We start from the raw sequence: 18,161 nt of genomic DNA, 5'->3' as shown, positions 1-18,161 counted from the left end.
ACCGGATTTTCTTTGGGGCAAGCCTGAGCATTGACCTTCCCGGCCGCGAACCGGGTTGGTTATTTTCCTGCTTACCTGCAATGCGGGTTTATTGACTTGGTTTCATGTGGTTTGTTGATTTTGTGGTGGTCATTTGTTCTTGTTTATCTGATGCTTTGGATGATGACCTTTTGATGGTCAATACCAAATTTTAATCCTCCGGTTCCTTCCAGTACTTTCAGGAAGGTGGATAAATTGCTGTTTCTTGGAATGATCCCGGTAAAGAGGAGATCCGGTTTATGGCCGCTGTAAACTAATTCTACATCATACCATCGTTCTATTTGCTGCATCACCTCTGTGATGGGCGTATCGTTGAATATAAAAGTTTCGTTTTTCCAGGCCAGGACCTCTTCAAGATCGGCAGTTACAATTTTTGGGGCCAGTTTACTCTTACCAGTCTTCAATTGTGATTGCTCGCCGGGTTTAAGAATGCTTGATGCTGCTGAACTGCTTCTTTTTAACCGGACACTTCCTTCAGCCAATGTGGTGCTGATCTGTCCTTCATTTGCATAAGCATTGACGTTAAATTTAGTTCCCAGTACTTCCAGTGCCTGATCTCCGGAAATCACACGAAAAGGCATGGTTTTATTTTTCGTGACTTCAAAATAGACTTCCCCGCTAATTTCCACCTTTCTTTCTCCCGCACTGAAATAGCTTGGGAAACGGATAGAGGAAACAGCATTGAGCCATACCTTAGTGCCATCAGGAAGAACCACACGGTATTGGCCACCTTTTGGCGTGCTGATCACATTGTATTTTACTGCTGTTGAAGCTGGGATTTGTGTGTCTGATTGCCGGTCGAAAGACAACTGACCCTCACCAACCCTGGCTATATTTACTTCCTGCTGATGGGCAAAACTTTCTTTTGTTGCGCCGTCTAAAACGACTTCAGATCCATCGGCAAGTGTTAGTATCGCTTTATTTCCACCCGGTTTCACCTCGTTTTTGAAGCTAAGTGCAGGCATAGGAGCAGCTGCAGGTTGGTCATTGTAAAAGTATACCGCTAAAGAACCAACGAGAAAAACTGCAGCGGCAGCAGCCATATAATACCACTTTGTCTGAGGCACAGGTGCTTTGTAAGTACGGTCAATTTGCTGGTCAATTTGTTGATCAATTCCGGAAAGCATACGGTTGTAGGTTTCTGTCTCTTCGGTTTCCGTTGCTGCAGGCCATTCGACCTGTTCGGGTTGTTGCGACCGGTACCAGTCCAATAACTGCTCGCGTTCCTGTGGACTCGCAGTGCCATTGATGTATTTTTCGATTAATAAGGGTAGATTTTCGTTCTTCATAGTAAGGAGCACCGGGCTAATTACCAGGATGTACATCGAGAAGAGGCTTTACCCTTAGTGGGAATTGAAATAAATTTAAAAAAGATGGAAATCCCTATTTGATTAGTAAAGAAAGGGCAATAAGAAAGGTTCCGGAGTTGTTCAGGTCTTTCTTTAAGGTCTTCAATGCCTTGGTGAGGTGGGCCTCTACGGTTTTTTCGGCAATGTCCATTTCCTTTGCAATCTCGGGAATAGACAATCCATCATTCCGGCTGTATTTAAACACGAGCCTGCATTTTTCAGGAAGTTGTTCCACAATCCCATCAATGTATTCCTGTAGAAATTTAGCATGGATCTTTTCCTCATCGAGTGCAACAAGCTCAGTCTGATAGTTTAACATGGCGAGTTCTTCTCTTCTTTTTTGCTGATGGATGCTCTTAAAAACGGAAAATTTAACGGCGGTAGCGAGGTAGGCTTCCAGGCTTTTAATGTCCAGCTGATTTTTTCTGTTCCAGAGGCCGATGAAAACCTCCTGCACAATTTCTTCTGATGAAGAACGGTCTTTGGTATAGGTATAGGAGATGGCCAGCAGTTTCTTCCAATAACGGTTAAAGAGTTCCGTAAACGCAACTCTATTGCCCAGACGGAGCTCGCCCAGCAGTTTCTGATCAGAAAAATTAACGTAAACCCCCATATATCCCGGGGCGAAGGTAAAGATAAATCAATTTTATTTTGGTATAAATCAGCTATATGGCCTGATTTGTTACATTTTAACCGTCGTTTTAGTTCGCTTAGCTATTCCATTTTTGTTAAATAAGGTTAAAAAATATTTGTGCTGCTCATACAATACCTAATTTCATTTGCATGAACCCAAATAGACTTAAGCCTTTCTTTGTCCTATTACTAATTTTGACTTATAGTATTGGGTCAGCGCAAACGCTTAAACAAAAAGAAAGAAATTTAAAAGCATTTTCGGAACTTTACGGTTATGTTCGTTTCTTTCATCCTTCGGATGAAGTAACAAAGCTGAACTGGTTTTTCTTTTCATTATATGGTGTTCATCAGGTCATGTCTGCTCAGAATGATCAAGAGCTTATTCGCGAATTAAAGGCATTGATGCTACCAATTGCCCCTTCAGTCATTATTGATAGCATTCCCATACTAAAAGATAGGGCGTTAAGTGAAATTATACCGGAAAAGCCATCGGAATATAAGCTGGTAAACTGGATACATCGTGGTTTAGCTTTACCTAATGGCTCGCCATTCTATAAAAGTCAAAGAAATAATAGAGATGCTGTAGAGCTGAACTATACCGACTATCCTCTGTCTACCCTAAAATTAGACGAAACAATTAATGGTCGTTATGAATTGACGGTGGAGGTTACGGGAGATATAACCGATTGTAAGCAGAACAATTTATTTATTGCCGCTTTTGATGGTGCTGAAAAACTGAAGAATAAATCTAATACGAATCGCATCACTGGAAAAACGATCCGATACAGATTCCAGGGAAATCTACCTGAGGGCGAAAAGAGTATCAATTTTACACTTAGAGTTCCAAAATATAGAATCGTTAAAATAAACAAACCAAACATTCAGGTTTTTTCCAGAAGGGGCAAGATAACGTTTGACTTTAAAGCACCACTGGAAGCCAGCAATGCCCCTTTGAATATCGTTTTAAGTATTGCAGAGGATAAAAGGTTTTATTTTACCAGTCCTGCCTCAATTTCAGAGATCACTTCAGTAAAACTGGGTAGAAAAATATATGCCTCCATTCCAGGTACTCTTTATGCCACGGAAATAGCGACTTATCCTAAAGTGGACTCCATGTTACTAGTCGCGTTCCAAAAAAGGATAAAAGATTATTGGTCAAAAAAGCCAAAGGAATATGCTCAGGAGGCCCGACTTGCGAATCTGGTCATCACCTTATCGGTCCTGAAATTTGCTTTTCCCTATTGGGAGGATACGAAGACTAATCCTGAAAAGTTATTTTCCTTCTTATTTGCGAGAACTATAAAAGATAACAATAGTCAGGATTTTTTAGAATCACTAAGACTGATGTCCGCAAAATTAAACGACGGCCATATGGGAATTAGTTATTCCGGTTCAGATAGGGTGGAAGAGAAATCGGTTAGTATAGAATCAGAAATGATTGACGACAAAATCTATGTCAAACGTGTTTTAGATTCCTCGTTAAAATATATACCAGTAGGTAGCGTCATTGATTCGATTGATGGTGAATCAGCTCAGAAAATATTTTACTCCAGATTCAGGCTTGTTTCAGGTTCCCCGCAATGGCGAAGCTACAAATCTCTTCTGGGGTTATTTGACGGTTTGTCTGATTCAACGAAGCTGGTCATCAATAATAACGGTATTCGCAGTGCTTTCAAAATTCCCAGGTTGAGTTCAGCCGAGGAGTATCGTCCGGTAGCGATGCCAGGATATGTTCCAAAAGACGGTCAACTTTCAGACAATGTCTATTATTTCAACCTCACCGGCGATTCCGTAATGAAAAACATCAACGCCTCCTTATCCCGGTTAGAACACGCTAAGTCAATCATCTTTGATATGAGAGGCTATCCAAAAGAAAATGTCAGTGCAATTTTTGGTCATTTGCTTCAATGTTCAGAACACACAAAATGGATGCATGTTCCAAAACTAAGCCCGGCTAACAACAGTAAAGATTTCGAAAGTATGGGATGGAATCTGGGGCCTAAGCTTCCCTACTTCAATGGCAAGATCATCTTCCTCTCAGATGCCTGCGCACAGAGTCAGTCGGAGAGTATTCTAGGTTATGTTAAGGGATTGAAACTGGGAACAATTATTGGCAAAGCAACCTCTGGTACGAATGGAGATGTGCAGACCATTAATCTGTTCGATGACTTCCGTGTCTTTTTTACAGGAACAAAAGTGACAAATGCGGACGGTACTAAAAGCCATTATAAGGGAATAATACCTGATATTGTTGTACGGTCTACTCCCTCTGGTTTGAAGACAGGCCGCGACGAAGTATTGGATAAAGCTTTGGTGTTTGCTAAGAATTAACGTTGGTATTTCCAGTTTCTGGATTTCCCCTCAGCAATCCATTCGAGTGCTGTAGTAAGTCTTTTCTGACGGGTTTCTTCGGTTTTCGCCTCTACAATCCATTCCAGGTATTCCTTTTTTTGAGAATAGCTGAAGCGGTCAAAATGCTCCTGGGCTGCCGGCGCTTCGGCCAGACTACGGGCAAAATAATCAGGGATCACGAGCTCGATCTTTGCCGCAAGCGGCTTTTTCTCCATCTTAATTCCTTCTTTATTCAGGATAACGGCATTTTGAACATAAGTGATGAAAACACTTTCCTCCGGCAGATCGGCAATGGAACTGATCCGGCCCAGCTGTCCCATGGCCTGGTCCTGGCTTTCTCCCAGTAAGTGATGGGGATCAGGGAGGAGCTTGCTTTTCCAAAAGCCAAAGGTGCAGTGGCTTTTAAAGGAGGCCATGCTGCAAACCGTTCCCTTATAATCGAAATGAGGGAAACTCCATTTCATCGTTTCTATCAATTCCGGACAAGCCTGATGAACAAGATTCCGGATGTGTCTTAAGATGGGTTGGGCAAATGGGGCAGCTTGCTCAATATAAGCATCTACTCTAGGGTCGTATTTTTCCATGGCGTATCTTATAATGGACCATAAATATGGCATACCCTAAAATAATCAAAATTTATCCGCTTTCCTTATCTGCCTTCATTTTTTGGGCTTAACGCTCTTTTACATAATGCTGACAGCTAAAACCTGCGAAAAAAACGGGTATCTGCTGATTTTATACTACTTTTGTTCATCATTATATCATACTACATGGATGCTAATTCAAAGCTGGCTTTACTTTTAAACGACACGAATCTGTCTGCCGAACTTAAAGCCATCGCAAATAAAGTTCAGAACCAGGAAAGGATTACCTTCGACGAAGGGGTTTACCTTTATGAACATGCCGAACTGGGCTACCTGGGCGTGTTAGCGAACTACATCAGGGAGCAAAAACACGGTGATAAAACCTATTTTAACCGCAATTTCCATATTGAACCGACCAACGTATGTGTGTACGATTGCAAGTTCTGTTCCTATTCCCGCATGATCAAACAGCGCGAAGAAGGTTGGGAGATGAGCGTAGACGGAATGATGGATGTGCTTAAAAAGTACGACAATGAGCCGGTTACAGAGGTGCACATTACCGGAGGGGTAGTCCCTAAACAAAACCTGGACTTCTACAGCGATTTCTTCAGACGTGCAAAAGCACACCGCCCTGAATTACATATCAAAGCATTAACACCGGTAGAGTACTACTATATCTTCAAAAAGGCAAAACTCAGCCATTATGATGGCATGAAATACCTGCAGGAAGCCGGACTGGATTCCATGCCGGGAGGTGGTGCAGAAATTTTCCATCCTGAAGTAAGGGAGAAAATTGCCCACGATAAATGTAATGCCGAACAATGGCTGGACATTCATGAACAGGCACATAAGTTAGGAATGAAAACCAATGCAACGATGCTCTATGGTCATATCGAACAATTCTGGCACCGTGTAGATCATATGGAACGCCTGCGTCAGCAACAGGATAAATCAGGTGGTTTCCAGGCTTTTATTCCGTTGAAGTTCAGGAATCAAAACAACCAGATGGACCATGTGCCGGAGGTTTCCGTGATTGAAGATCTGAGAAATTATGCCATTGCCCGTATTTACCTGGACAATTTCGACCATATCAAAGCCTATTGGGCAATGATCAGCAGACAAACCGCACAGCTTTCCTTAAACTTTGGAGTGGATGATATTGATGGTACTTTAGATGATACTACGAAAATCTATTCCATGGCTGGTGCAGAGGAACAACATCCTGCAATGAATACGGAAGAACTGGTCAACCTGATCAAACAGGTTAACCGCAAACCAATAGAAAGAGATACACTTTACAATGTGGTAACCGATTATACGGATTTCGTATTCGAAGGATCGGTAAAACCACAATATTATAAACTGCCCGTCATCAATTAATGGATAAAGAACTATATATCATCAGACATGGTGAAACAGAACTAAACAAACAGGGTATCGTACAGGGAAGGGGAATCAATAGTGACCTGAATGATACAGGAAGAGCACAGGCAGCAGCATTTTATGCGAAATATAAAGACGTTGCTTTTGATAAAGTATACACTTCTGAATTAAAACGTACCCACCAAACGGTGAAAGGCTTTATTGATGCCGGATTCCCATGGGAACAATTGTCGGGGCTCGATGAGCTGGCCTGGGGTGCCTGGGAGGGTAAACCTAACGATGAAAATGCCATGGCTGCTTTCAAAAGCATTATGGAAAAATGGCAGTCAGGAGATTATGATGCCAGTTTTGAAGGAGGTGAAAGCCCTGCAGAAGTAATTGTGCGTCAGAAACAGGCTTTGGAAGTGATCCGGGCGGCTAAAGACGAAAAAACAGTATTAATCTGTATGCATGGACGTGCCATGCGCTTATTCCTGTGTTTATTAACAGGAAGGCCTTTGAGCGAAATGACTGAATTTCCTCATCAGAATACCACCCTTTATAAAATTGAAATGACCGGAGATGAGTATATCATCGCCGAGTTTAATAATACGGATCATTTAAAGTAGTTCCCTTTTGAGTAAGATTAAGATTTCAGCAGTCTCCTATACCAATACCAAACCTTTTATTTATGGGATTGAGCATTCGGAGCTGAGGAGTAAAATAGATTTAAGTTTAGATATCCCGACAGATTGTGCAGCCAAATTGATCAGTAATCAGGTGGATATTGGCCTCATTCCTGTAGCTGCAATTCCAATGGTGCCCAATGCCAATATCGTTGCTGATTATTGTATTGGTTCTGTAGGCGCAGTAAATTCAGTGTTTGTGTTTAGTCAGGTTCCTTTCGGAGAGATCAGAACAGTAAGACTGGACAGTCATTCCCGCACTTCAAATAACCTGGCGAAGGTGTTGTTGAAATTTCACTGGAAACAGGAAGTCAGCTATACCACCGATCCGGATGCAAAAACAGAGGCTATCGTTCTGATTGGCGACCGCACTTTCGGTAAAAAAGCAGACTATCCTTATGCCTATGATATGGGAGAGGAGTGGATGAAATTTACAGGATTGCCTTTTGTATATGCTGCATGGGTAGCGAATAAAACAATTCCTGAAGCATTTATCACAGAATTTAATGAAGCCTTGTCCTTTGGACTTTCACACCGCAAGGAATTGCTGAAAGATTTGCCGGCAATCGCAGATTTTGATCTCGACGACTATCTGATGCATAAACTGGATTTTGAACTGACGGATAAAAAGCGCGAAGCTTTAAAGCTGTTCTTGTCCTATATTGAGCAGTTATAGATTTTTTTTAAAATTTTCCACAAACCGTATGGAATAAGCATTCAGATGCTATCTTTACGGTTTTGTAAATTAAAATACATTTTGGCTAAAGATAAGACTAAAGAAACACCTTTAATGCAACAGTACAATGCGATTAAAGCAAAGTACCCGGGTGCATTACTATTGTTCAGAGTGGGCGACTTCTATGAAACATTTGGTGAAGATGCGGTGAAAACTTCCCAGATTCTGGGGATTGTACTTACAAGAAGGGGAAATGGGCCTGGAGGGCACATCGAACTGGCAGGATTCCCTCATCATTCTCTAGACAATTACTTGTCGAAACTGGTTCGCGCCGGACAAAGAGTGGCGATCTGTGACCAGCTGGAAGATCCCAAAACCACTAAAACCATTGTAAAACGTGGTGTAACGGAATTGGTAACCCCAGGTGTGGCCTACAATGACAATATCCTGAGCCAGAAGTCAAACAACTATCTGGCGGCTGTTTATTTTGATAAAGCAGGAATGGGCGTTTCCTTCCTGGACATCTCTACCGGTGAATTTTACGTAGCTCAGGGAAATGCGGAATATATTGACAAACTGCTGCAAGGTTTTAAACCGAATGAAGTGGTTTTTCAAAAGAGCAAAAGGAAAGAGTTCCTGGAGCTTTTCGGAGATAAATTTTATACTTTCCATCTGGACGACTGGGCTTTTACGACCGACTATGCCACAGAAACACTGACCAAACATTTTGAAGTAAACTCTTTGAAAGGTTTCGGAGTGGATAAGCTGCAAATCGGAATCATCGCCGCAGGAGTGGTACTTCATTACCTGAATGAAACAGAACACCGCAACTTAAAGCACATCACTGCCATCTCCCGCTTAGAGGAAGATAAATACATGTGGCTGGACCGTTTTACCATCCGCAACCTGGAATTGGTAAGTTCTGCGAACGACAATGCCATCACTTTGTTTCAGGTGCTGGACCATACTTCTACACCAATGGGCGCACGTTTGCTGCACCGCTGGATCATCATGCCACTAAAAGAACTGAAGCCAATTCAGGAACGTCTTGGAATGGTAGAATTCCTGGTGAAAGATGAAGCTTTGGTAGAGGAGTTTTTAAACCACATCAAACAGATCGGTGATCTGGAACGCCTGATCTCTAAGGTGGGCTTACTGAAAGTCGGGCCAAGAGAATTGTGCCAGCTTAAAAAAGCATTGTACCATATTGAGTCTGTAAAAGAGATTGCGACCGCTTCAAATAATCCTTTCCTGATGGCATTGGCCGAGCAGCTGGATCCTTGCTTAAGCATCAGGGAAAAGCTGGAAAGAGAACTGCAACAGGATCCACCTGCATTGCTGATCAAAGGAAATGTGATCGCTGACGGAATAGACGAAGAGCTGGACAGGTTGCGTAAGATCTCCTTCGGTGGAAAAGACTATTTAATAGAAATTCAAAAAAGAGAAGCAGCCATTACCGGCATCCCTTCCCTTAAAGTGGCCTTCAATAATGTTTTCGGATATTATCTGGAAGTGACCCATACGCATAAAGATAAAGTGCCTGCCGACTGGATCAGGAAGCAGACGCTGGTTAGTGCAGAGCGTTACATCACGCCTGAGCTGAAAGAATATGAGGAACAGATCCTGGGTGCAGAAGAAAAGATCATGCAGATCGAAATCCGCCTGTACGGAGAACTGATGTTCCTGGTGAGCGCTTATATCAAACAAATTCAGTTGAATGCCTTTACAATTGCACAACTGGATGTATTGCTGTGTTTTGCCCAGCTGGCGGTGAAAAACCATTATGTAAAACCGGTAGTCAATAAAACCAAAAACCTGGACATCAAAGGGGGAAGACACCCGGTGATCGAAAAGAGGTTGCCGGTAGGGGAAGAGTACATCACGAATGATGTGTTCCTGGATAATGAAACCCAGCAGATCATCATCATTACCGGTCCCAATATGTCGGGTAAATCGGCCATATTGAGACAAACAGGATTGATTGTATTGATGGCACAAATGGGTTGTTTTGTTCCTGCAAAGGCCGCTACGTTAGGTCTGGTAGATAAAATATTTACCCGTGTAGGTGCTTCGGATAACCTCTCTTCAGGGGAAAGTACATTCATGGTCGAAATGAACGAAACGGCAAGTATCCTGAATAACATTTCTGATAACAGTCTGATCCTGCTGGATGAGATTGGACGTGGAACGAGTACCTATGACGGGATTTCCATAGCCTGGGCCATTGCAGAATTCCTGCATACCCATCCTACAGCAAAGCCGAAAACACTTTTTGCAACGCATTACCATGAGCTGAATGAGCTGGCGAATACCATGAGCCGCATCAAGAACTTTAATGTGTCGATCAAGGAAGTGGGAAATAAGGTGATCTTCCTCAGAAAGCTGGTTCCCGGCGGTAGTGAGCATAGTTTCGGTATCCATGTGGCCAAGATGGCCGGAATGCCGCCTAAGCTGATCAACAGGGCCAACGAGATCCTCAAAAAACTGGAGATCGACAGAACCGAAGGACAAAGCATTAAAGACAGCATTAAGAAAGTACAGAATCAGGCTTACCAGTTGCACATGTTTGCCATCGATGATCCTGTATTGTTAAAAATAAGGGATACCCTGAATAACCTGGATGTAAATGTATTGACTCCCGTAGAAGCTTTGCTGAAACTGGATGAGATCCAAAGAATAATTAAAGAATAAATTATGATGGCAACCAATCACACCGTTCTCAAAGGAAGATTTAAATCGTTACTTTTTTTAATGGTGCTGATGGTATTGGTAGCCTGTAGTTCCAGAAGAAAAACAGTGAGTACAACTACTGCAGCAAGAACAGCTGTGGCGATGTCCAACCTGAAGAGTAAACCTTTGTACCGCTTTATCAATGACTGGACAGGGGTGAAGTACCGTCTTGGAGGATTGGATAAACGTGGTATTGATTGCTCCGGCTTTGCCTTTTTACTGCAAAAGAACATTTATGGAAATGACTTGCCAAGAAGGTCAAGCGATCAGGCAACGGTGATCAGGACCAAAAGCATAGGTCAGCTCAAAGAAGGTGACCTGATCTTTTTCTCTTTTGGTGGCGGAGCGGTAGACCATGTAGGGATTTACCTCAATAACAATTACTTTGTTCATGCTTCAACTACACGTGGTGTAGTGGTAGACGACCTGAGTTTGCCAGCCTATCAAAGGGCAATGGTGAAAGCTGGTTCCATAAAAAATTAAAGAATGTCATTACCAAAACAAGAAGATTCCTTCTGGAAAAAGTATAAAAAATTTGCTACCACAGAGATCCTGATGTACCTGATCATGATCATCGGAATTGGCCTGGGGCTGATTATCCTGAGCTAGTTTAGTTTGTAGCCTGATTGGTTTACACAAGTTTGTTCAGTTTGCAGCCTGGTTTAATTTATAAACGAGTTTAGCGCGGTCTGCGATATGGACATTGCTCATAAACGTACTGAATTCCCCGTATTTCTCTGCCGGATAGTTTCCGTCCTTCAGTTGTAATCTGCGCTTATAAACCAATGTTTTCCCTTCTATTTTAACACTGGAGCTGTAGGTGCCAAAAATGCTGCTGATCAGTTCATTTTCCGGTTTAGCTTCTACTTTGAACCCTTCAGGGAGTTCATAGCTGAGTTCGTCTTCATCGGTATACCCTCTGTTGATATAGACAGGTAAAGTTCTTTTCCTGAGTTCCGGAATGCTGCGGGTTTTATTAAATGCATTTAATTCCAGGTAAAAAAGATCATTACTTTTGGCAGCATACTTCTGAATGTCGAGAGTAAAAGATTCCTTTATGTTCGGCTGATCCCCCTTATCCTGAAGGAGTTTGAAATCTTTGAAATTGATGTTATCGACATCATATTTCTCTTTTAGCAATTTTAGCTGTTCTGTATGAGGCTCTGAGATGATGTTCTGGTAATTGTCGTACTGAGCACCACTGAAAGTGGTGTTTAGCTTTCCGGTAACCGTTCCCTGAGCATCGACTTTCATGGAGACTTTTCTGTGCAATAAATTCATGTCGGTGCTCAGCTTTGGGGTTTTTAGTAATTTCCCACCTTCTGCAGTACAGGCCAGCACGGTCCGGTCGTCGGTAAAACCACCAAGAAAACCAAAGGGACTGTCAGAACTGGTGCATTCCAGCCATACCGTATCTGTTTTCAGAGGCACCGCCAGAATGATGTGGTTGCCCTGGTCCATGCCTGCAAAATCAGGATCCATACTCTTTTTAAGTCTTCCGGCATTCACCTGACAGTAGATGGAAGGAATATCTGCAGCCTTCAGCAAACTCTGTGTATAATTGACCAATGCTTTGCAATCTCCATAGCTGAGCTGCTGGACTTCCGTAGCCTGCATGGGCTGAAAGCCACCTATCCCAATCTGTACACTGATATACCGGGTTTTCTTTTGAACATATTCATAGATCCTTTTGGCTTTCTCCCGATCGCTTTCTATGCCTTTGGTGAGTTCTTTTATTTCCTGAACGGTACTTTCCGGAAGGGCTTGTCTGCTTTTCAGGAGGTCGTTGTATACCCATTTTCCAAGTTCCTCCCAATTCTGATAACTGCCTTTATACCCATAATAGCTGAACTGTCTGGCGGCAACCTTTACATAGGTCAGGTACTGATCAGGATCCGGGGCATAAGGTTCTGATTTAAAAGCAGGCTTGCTGCTGACCTGCCAGGTATAACTGACCGTTTTTTCAGTTTTCTGTATTTCCGGTTTGCCCTGGTAATTGTACTCCCTGATTCTGATTTCATCAGTCGGTTTGGAGATAAAGGTATATTTGCTTTTTTCTACGGATTGATCAGTAGAGGTGCTGGGATACCAATCGGGGATGATCAGGTTCTGTTTATTTTTGATTTCGTATTCATAGATGATGGTATACGGATAAACCGTAACTACCGGGGAGTAATGTTTTAAGCGGAAATCAATAAAGAGACTTCCATCGCTAACGGCGCTGTGGTCACTAAAATTGCTTTGGGTAAATTTAGTATTTACATTTCCAGCGGCATCCAGTATCTGTCCCCTGATGCGTTGAATGCTGCTGCTTTTGTCATAATACAAGGTCAGGCCCGCATCAGAATCCCCATTTTTGTTCAATACCGTAACCACCTTTTTCACGGTCATGATGACCTGATCGGTAGCCCGCATATCCACCATCGTTTCCATTTCCCGGATCACAGAATTGGCCCTGCTCCTCAGATTTGAAGGAACATTCTCTGCTGCATATTCCAGCTGGGAAAATCCCGGAGTTGCAACAGATACCAATAACAGTAAGAGCAGGTTTCTGATCATAATTATTTCGCTTTTTTGAAGACGATATTTGTCTTTTGTGTTTGAATGATCCTGCTGTAAAACTCTTTCAGGGAAAGGTATTCTTCCGGATGGTAAATAGGTTTGTTGAGCTGTAAAAGCTGGTTGAAATTAATGACATGGTCATTAAAGGAAGTATTGCTCAGGTACCTGCCACCATTCTCTGCCAAGCCTATGCTGAGGTCTTTTGGCTGGTCGGCAATCACGAAGTCCTCTGGTACCCTGAGCTGAATGCTGCAGCGGGTTTCCCTGCTTGTGCCCAGATCTACCGGATAAGTCCTTTCGTTCAGGTTGAAAGGGTTTTTGCTGATGTTGTCAATAAAGAAAGGGTTAAAGAATACCTGTACTGCTGAGTTGCTATTGTAGCCGCTCATCTCTATTTCATATTTTTCTATCAATGGCAGGTTCAGGCTATCCACATTCTGAATCTCATGTTTACTGATGCTGATTCCCGTCATCTTTTCATCGAATTTTTCTACATATTCCTCTATGGAACTGGCCTCAAGAATACTCCTTCTTTTTTTCAATCCTGCATATCCGGAGGAATAGCTGAGCAGCTCTCCTTTGATCTTACCGTCTTTAGTCAGGGTGGCGACAAAATTGTAACGGGTATAGTCTTTCTGACTGGCCTTAAGGTCGTACCAGTAAGAAGGTTTTTTAAGGTTGATGACCCTTCCTTTGCCATTGATACAGTGCAAAGGGAGCAGGCCAAAAGGGAGGAGTGGGGTAGAAGCATCCAACAGGTAGCTTTCTGTTCCGATATTGACTTTGGCTACTACATAGTTAAAATCGGTGATCACCGGAAAAAGGTTGTTTACCTCTCCGTATTCACGGGTAGAAAGGATTACTGCTTCCGCATCCAGATTCGCTGCAGAAAGTGCCGCAATAAGGGAAAGGTTGATGTCTCCGGTATTGCCAACATGGGTTTCCAATGCTTTTTTAACCGCGGTTTCACTATAAATACCGATAAAGCCATTTGATTTGATGTTTTTTCTGATGAAATCGTATACTGCCTGAGCCTTGCTCAACTCATCAGTCGTATTTTTAAGGATCTCTGGCATGAGCTCTTTAAACGCATCTTTTTTCTTCATCTGAGATCCAAATGAATTTTCTGAAACGAGCTCGTAATCGACATCCTTCCATGTTTTGGTCACGCTTTTCTTCCCGCCGTTCAGAAGATGGTAATCGGACAACTCAAAGTTAATGGCCGATTTAAAATTGCTGGCAGCGGTCATGTAATCTTCCTCGATAAATGCAGGAATATTTTTCATGATATAGGTCATCTTTGAACAGTCAACAGGCGTTCCATTGAGCCTCAGGCATTCCTTCTGAAGTTCTGCATTACTGGAGCTTAATTTTTGTGCGCCTCTGAGGGATACATTATAGTTGTAGAGCCCGGGGATGCAAGCCACATATTCACTGTAAAGTTTAGGAATGCCGGATTGAAATTCCCATGACCTGAAATTGAAAATTCTGGGAATTCTGATGCGGTAACTGTATTCAATAATGCTGCCATCCATAAGGTTGGGCATGGTGAACTTGGTAACCCCACTGTATTTGTTCCTTTTTTCCTTGAATATCTTCTTCGGATCCAGTTCGCTTTGCTTAAACTGGCCGTCAATATAATTGATGGTAACCGCGCGGATGTCGAGTACCTGGTCTTCATCGTCACTGTAAAGCCGCTGCGGAATAGCTACATTTCCTGCCTCAAAACCTTGCTTGTTAAAGATCTTGATCCGGACATGATAGGTGTAATCAATCATTAATTTCCCATAAGCTTCGTCATGGTCCATCCTCGCTGTTCCAAATTCACGGAGTACCATGGCATTGGCATTGCTGTCGAGGACCGTATTTTTCAATTCGATGTCTTCATGACTGATCCCCGCAAATTTGAAGTCCTGGGCGCTGGATTTCACCGAACAAATAATCAGAAGTAACAGGAGGTAAATGTATTTCATAAGAGCGTAACTAATTAAAGGCCAAGGTAAGGTACTTCCGGAAAAAATAAAAGAACTGCTGCTATTTTGTACAAAACTAAATAAGTTCAGGTTTAATGGATGATTTTTACGACTTTTGAAAAGCTACCAAAGAGTTAGAAAATGAATTCCTGAGGATTCAAACCTTTAAAAATAGCAATATATACTAATGAAATTAAATTTAAACCGCCCTCTTGCTTTTTTTGATCTTGAAACTACAGGTGTAAATGTAGGTGCAGATCGTATTGTTGAAATTGCCATTTTAAAAGCAATGCCTGATGGATCTGAGCTGATCAAAACCTTGCTCATAAATCCTGAAATGCCGATTCCTTTGGCATCATCGCTGATTCATGGAATCTACGATAAGGACATTGCCAATGAGCCGACCTTCAAAGCTGTAGCTGCTGAACTTGCTGAGTTTATCGGTGATGCAGACCTTGCAGGGTACAATTCCAACAGATTCGATATTCCGGTATTGCTGGAAGAATTTTTAAGAGCAGGAGTAGATTTTGAAATGTCTGACAGGAAATTTGTCGATGTTCAGAACATTTTTCACCAGATGGAACAACGCACTTTACGTGCTGCATATAAGTTTTATTGCAATAAAGACATTGTTAACGCACATTCTGCCGAAGCAGATATTACCGCTACTTACCATGTATTGCTTGCGCAGATTGAGCGCTATAGTGACACTGAGTTTGAAGATAAACAAGGTAAGATCTCCAAGCCGGTAAAAAATGATGTAGATGCCCTTCATACTTTTACCAATATGAATAAACCGGTAGATTTTGCCGGAAGAATGGTCTTCAATGAGCAGGATCAGGAAATCTTCAATTTTGGTAAACATAAAGGTAAAACCGTAGAACAGGTGTTTGATACAGAGCCTAGTTATTATGCCTGGATGAAACAGGGTGATTTCCCGCTTTATACCAAGAAGAAACTGGAAGAGATCTGGACCCGCTGGAACAAAAAAAAGGAGCAGCTGAAGCAGGAAAAGCAACAGCAGCAAGTGGTGGCAAATAAGCCTAAGCCAAATCCTAATGTTAAACCCAACCCATCAGCTGCGCCACCTAAAAAGCCAAAACCGGCAGTAGAGGTAACTAATGACATGTTAGAGCAACTGAAGATGAAGTTTGGAAAATAGAAAGAAATATTAGAAAATATAAAGAGGTTGTCTGGTTTAATTTCCGGCATCCTCTTTTTTTGTTAAAAACAATTGATCGTTATGAAGAAAATCTCACTTTTGCTGGTATCGTTATGCCTTTCCGGTTTGGTTTCAGCACAGCAAAGTTTGCCTGTGCCGGCAGAAATTCAGGCCGCTTATGCCAAAGGAACGCGGGCTGCAACTGGAAAACCCGGAGCTAAATACTGGCAGAACACCGCTAATTACGACCTGAAAGTTAATTTTAATCCGACGAGCCGTGAACTGAAAGGAATCGTAGACGTGGTGTATTATAACAATAGCCCTGATACCTTGAAACAGTTGTGGTTTAAGCTTTATCCAAATCTGTACAAGAAAGGGGTGGAAAGGAAAACCAAGTTCAATGACCGTGACCTGAATGAAGGGGTAAGTATCCTTTCCATGCAGGCCGATGGCCATAAGCTGGAGGATAAAGCAATGCGAATTGAAGGAACAAATATGCAGACTGCAATTGCGGCATTGGCTCCCGGAAAACACATCAAATTAAAGATTGAATATAAATATGACCTCAATAAGGGCTCACATATGCGCACCGGACAGGTAGATGAAGGTTCTCATTTTGTGGCTTATTTCTTTCCCCGTATTGCTGTTTATGACGATATCGATGGATGGAACAAATTTCCTTATACCGGAGATGTAGAGTTTTACAACGATTTCTGCAATTTCAAAGGAGAGATTACCGTTCCTAAAAACTTTGTAGTCTGGGCGACAGGAGATTTGCTGAATGCCAAACAGGTGCTTAAAAAAGACATCGCAGAACGTCTGGCGAAAGCAGAAAAAGAAGACGCAGTAATCGATGTGATTGATGATAAAGATTTAGAAAACAAAGCAGTCACTGCAGATCAGGCTTTCAATACCTGGAAGTTTGAAGCAAAGAATGTAACTGACTTTGTGTTTGCCACAAGTGACCATTACCTGTGGAAGTCTACGAGTCTGGTGGTTGATCCTCAGACAGGAAGAAGGACCCGGGTTGATGCAGCCTTTAACCCGATACATAAGGATTATTATGAGGTAATTGACTTTGCCCGTCAAACGGTTCATGCCATGAGTTACACTTTCCCTAAATGGCCTTATCCATACGCACACGAGACGATCTTTGATGGTCTGGATCAGATGGAGTACCCGATGATGGTAAACGATAACCCGGTAGAAAAAAGGCAGGACGCCATTACATTAACGGTTCATGAAATTTTTCATACCATGTTCCCTTTTTATATGGGAACGAATGAAACGAAATATGCCTGGATGGATGAAGGTTGGGCAACCATCGGTGAATGGCTGATCGGACCTATGATTGATACCACTATGGTTGATGAGTATGGGGTAGCACCGACAGCAATGTCTTCAGGTTCTAAGGATGATGTGCCGATCGTGACCTTAAGCACAGAACTTCAGGGGGCAGGTTCATTCACGAACTCTTATCCTAAGCCAGGATTGGGGTATCTTTTTGTTAAGGATTATCTTGGAGATGAATTGTTTCACAAAGCTTTACACCATTATATCACGCAATGGCAGGGAAAACACCCGATGCCTTTCGATTTCTTTTACAGCATGAACGAAGGATCAGGTAAAAATATGGACTGGTTCTGGAAACGCTGGTTTTTTGAAGAAGGAGTCACAGATATGGGGATTGTTTCTGCTGATAAAGTGGGAGAGGAATATGTGCTGATCATTGAAAACAAAAGCAATAAGCCAATGCCGGTAGATCTTTTACTGACCTACGAGGATGGTTCTACGAAACAGGTTCATCAGAGTATCGGTGTCTGGGAAAAAGGAGATCAGAAGGTGAGCATCAAGGTTCCGGGAGATAAAAAATTGAAAAGAGTAGAAATGGGAAGTGCCCATGTACCGGATAAAGACAAATCGGATAATGTATTGAGTTTGTAGTGATCAGGGCGTTTGTCGTAATCGGAATATTTTAATAAAAGGAGTCTGAAAAGGCTCCTTTTTTTGTATTATGGAATAAATGAATAACCTTTAGTTTAAATCGTTATTT

Annotated in this window: 14 protein-coding genes; 9 read left to right on the top strand and 5 right to left on the bottom strand. The window is 42.2% G+C overall.

Annotated elements, in window-relative coordinates; genetic code table 11:
* Positions 1–143: 143 nt before the first annotated feature.
* Positions 144–1,328 carry a FecR family protein gene (locus BUC20_RS07330; RefSeq protein ID WP_159441067.1) on the bottom strand — a complete coding sequence of 395 codons (1,185 nt, stop codon included), beginning with the start codon at positions 1,326–1,328 and terminating at the stop codon, positions 144–146.
* Positions 1,329–1,422: 94 nt separating this feature from the next.
* Positions 1,423–2,001 (bottom strand): RNA polymerase sigma-70 factor, encoded by a 579-nt coding sequence (locus BUC20_RS07325; RefSeq protein ID WP_073229246.1) that lies wholly within the window; start codon positions 1,999–2,001, stop codon positions 1,423–1,425.
* Positions 2,002–2,171: 170 nt separating this feature from the next.
* Here BUC20_RS07325 and BUC20_RS07320 point away from each other — a divergent pair, with 170 nt between their 5' ends.
* Positions 2,172–4,352, top strand: a complete 2,181-nt coding sequence (locus tag BUC20_RS07320; RefSeq protein WP_073229244.1) for a S41 family peptidase — start codon at positions 2,172–2,174, stop codon at positions 4,350–4,352.
* Here BUC20_RS07320 and BUC20_RS07315 read toward each other — a convergent pair.
* Positions 4,349–4,957, bottom strand: a complete 609-nt coding sequence (locus tag BUC20_RS07315) for a YdeI/OmpD-associated family protein (protein ID WP_073229241.1) — start codon at positions 4,955–4,957, stop codon at positions 4,349–4,351. The genes BUC20_RS07320 and BUC20_RS07315 overlap by 4 nt on opposite strands.
* Positions 4,958–5,143: 186 nt before the next feature.
* Here BUC20_RS07315 and mqnE point away from each other — a divergent pair, with 186 nt between their 5' ends.
* The 6 genes from mqnE (at position 5,144) to BUC20_RS34270 (ending at position 11,020) form a co-directional block, all read left to right on the top strand.
* Positions 5,144–6,337 (top strand): aminofutalosine synthase MqnE, encoded by a 1,194-nt coding sequence (mqnE, locus tag BUC20_RS07310; RefSeq protein ID WP_073229239.1) that lies wholly within the window; start codon positions 5,144–5,146, stop codon positions 6,335–6,337.
* Positions 6,337–6,948 (top strand): histidine phosphatase family protein, encoded by a 612-nt coding sequence (locus BUC20_RS07305; RefSeq protein WP_073229237.1) that lies wholly within the window; start codon positions 6,337–6,339, stop codon positions 6,946–6,948. Before mqnE ends, BUC20_RS07305 begins: the two co-directional genes overlap by 1 nt.
* Before the next feature lie 7 nt (positions 6,949–6,955).
* On the top strand, positions 6,956–7,681 hold the full coding sequence (locus tag BUC20_RS07300; RefSeq protein WP_073229234.1) for a menaquinone biosynthetic enzyme MqnA/MqnD family protein: 726 nt from the start codon (positions 6,956–6,958) through the stop codon (positions 7,679–7,681).
* 81 nt (positions 7,682–7,762) lie between these two features.
* A complete protein-coding gene (gene mutS, locus BUC20_RS07295; RefSeq protein WP_073229598.1) occupies positions 7,763–10,372 on the top strand; it encodes a DNA mismatch repair protein MutS in 2,610 nt (869 codons plus the stop codon).
* 3 nt (positions 10,373–10,375) lie between these two features.
* A complete protein-coding gene (locus BUC20_RS07290) occupies positions 10,376–10,894 on the top strand; it encodes a C40 family peptidase (protein WP_073229231.1) in 519 nt (172 codons plus the stop codon).
* Between the two features lie 3 nt (positions 10,895–10,897).
* Entirely contained in the window at positions 10,898–11,020 is a 123-nt protein-coding gene (locus BUC20_RS34270; RefSeq protein WP_262497407.1) for a hypothetical protein, read from the top strand.
* A gap of 36 nt (positions 11,021–11,056) precedes the next feature.
* Here the strand turns inward: BUC20_RS34270 and BUC20_RS07285 are convergent, their stop codons facing one another.
* A complete protein-coding gene (locus BUC20_RS07285) occupies positions 11,057–12,970 on the bottom strand; it encodes a DUF3857 domain-containing protein (RefSeq protein ID WP_073229228.1) in 1,914 nt (637 codons plus the stop codon).
* A gap of 2 nt (positions 12,971–12,972) precedes the next feature.
* On the bottom strand, positions 12,973–14,946 hold the full coding sequence (locus BUC20_RS07280; protein ID WP_073229225.1) for a DUF3857 domain-containing protein: 1,974 nt from the start codon (positions 14,944–14,946) through the stop codon (positions 12,973–12,975).
* A 187-nt stretch (positions 14,947–15,133) separates the two neighbouring features.
* On the opposite strand from BUC20_RS07280, the gene BUC20_RS07275 reads away from it, so the two are divergent.
* Complete coding sequence (locus BUC20_RS07275) at positions 15,134–16,108, top strand: 3'-5' exonuclease (protein ID WP_073229223.1); 975 nt, start codon at positions 15,134–15,136, stop codon at positions 16,106–16,108.
* Positions 16,109–16,189: 81 nt separating this feature from the next.
* Complete coding sequence (locus BUC20_RS07270) at positions 16,190–18,052, top strand: M1 family metallopeptidase (RefSeq protein ID WP_073229220.1); 1,863 nt, start codon at positions 16,190–16,192, stop codon at positions 18,050–18,052.
* Positions 18,053–18,161: the final 109 nt, after the last annotated feature.

Origin of the sequence: Pedobacter caeni (assembly GCF_900129215.1) — a bacterium.
GTDB lineage: Bacteria > Bacteroidota > Bacteroidia > Sphingobacteriales > Sphingobacteriaceae > Pedobacter > Pedobacter caeni.
This window is presented reverse-complemented; position numbering and strand designations above follow the sequence as displayed.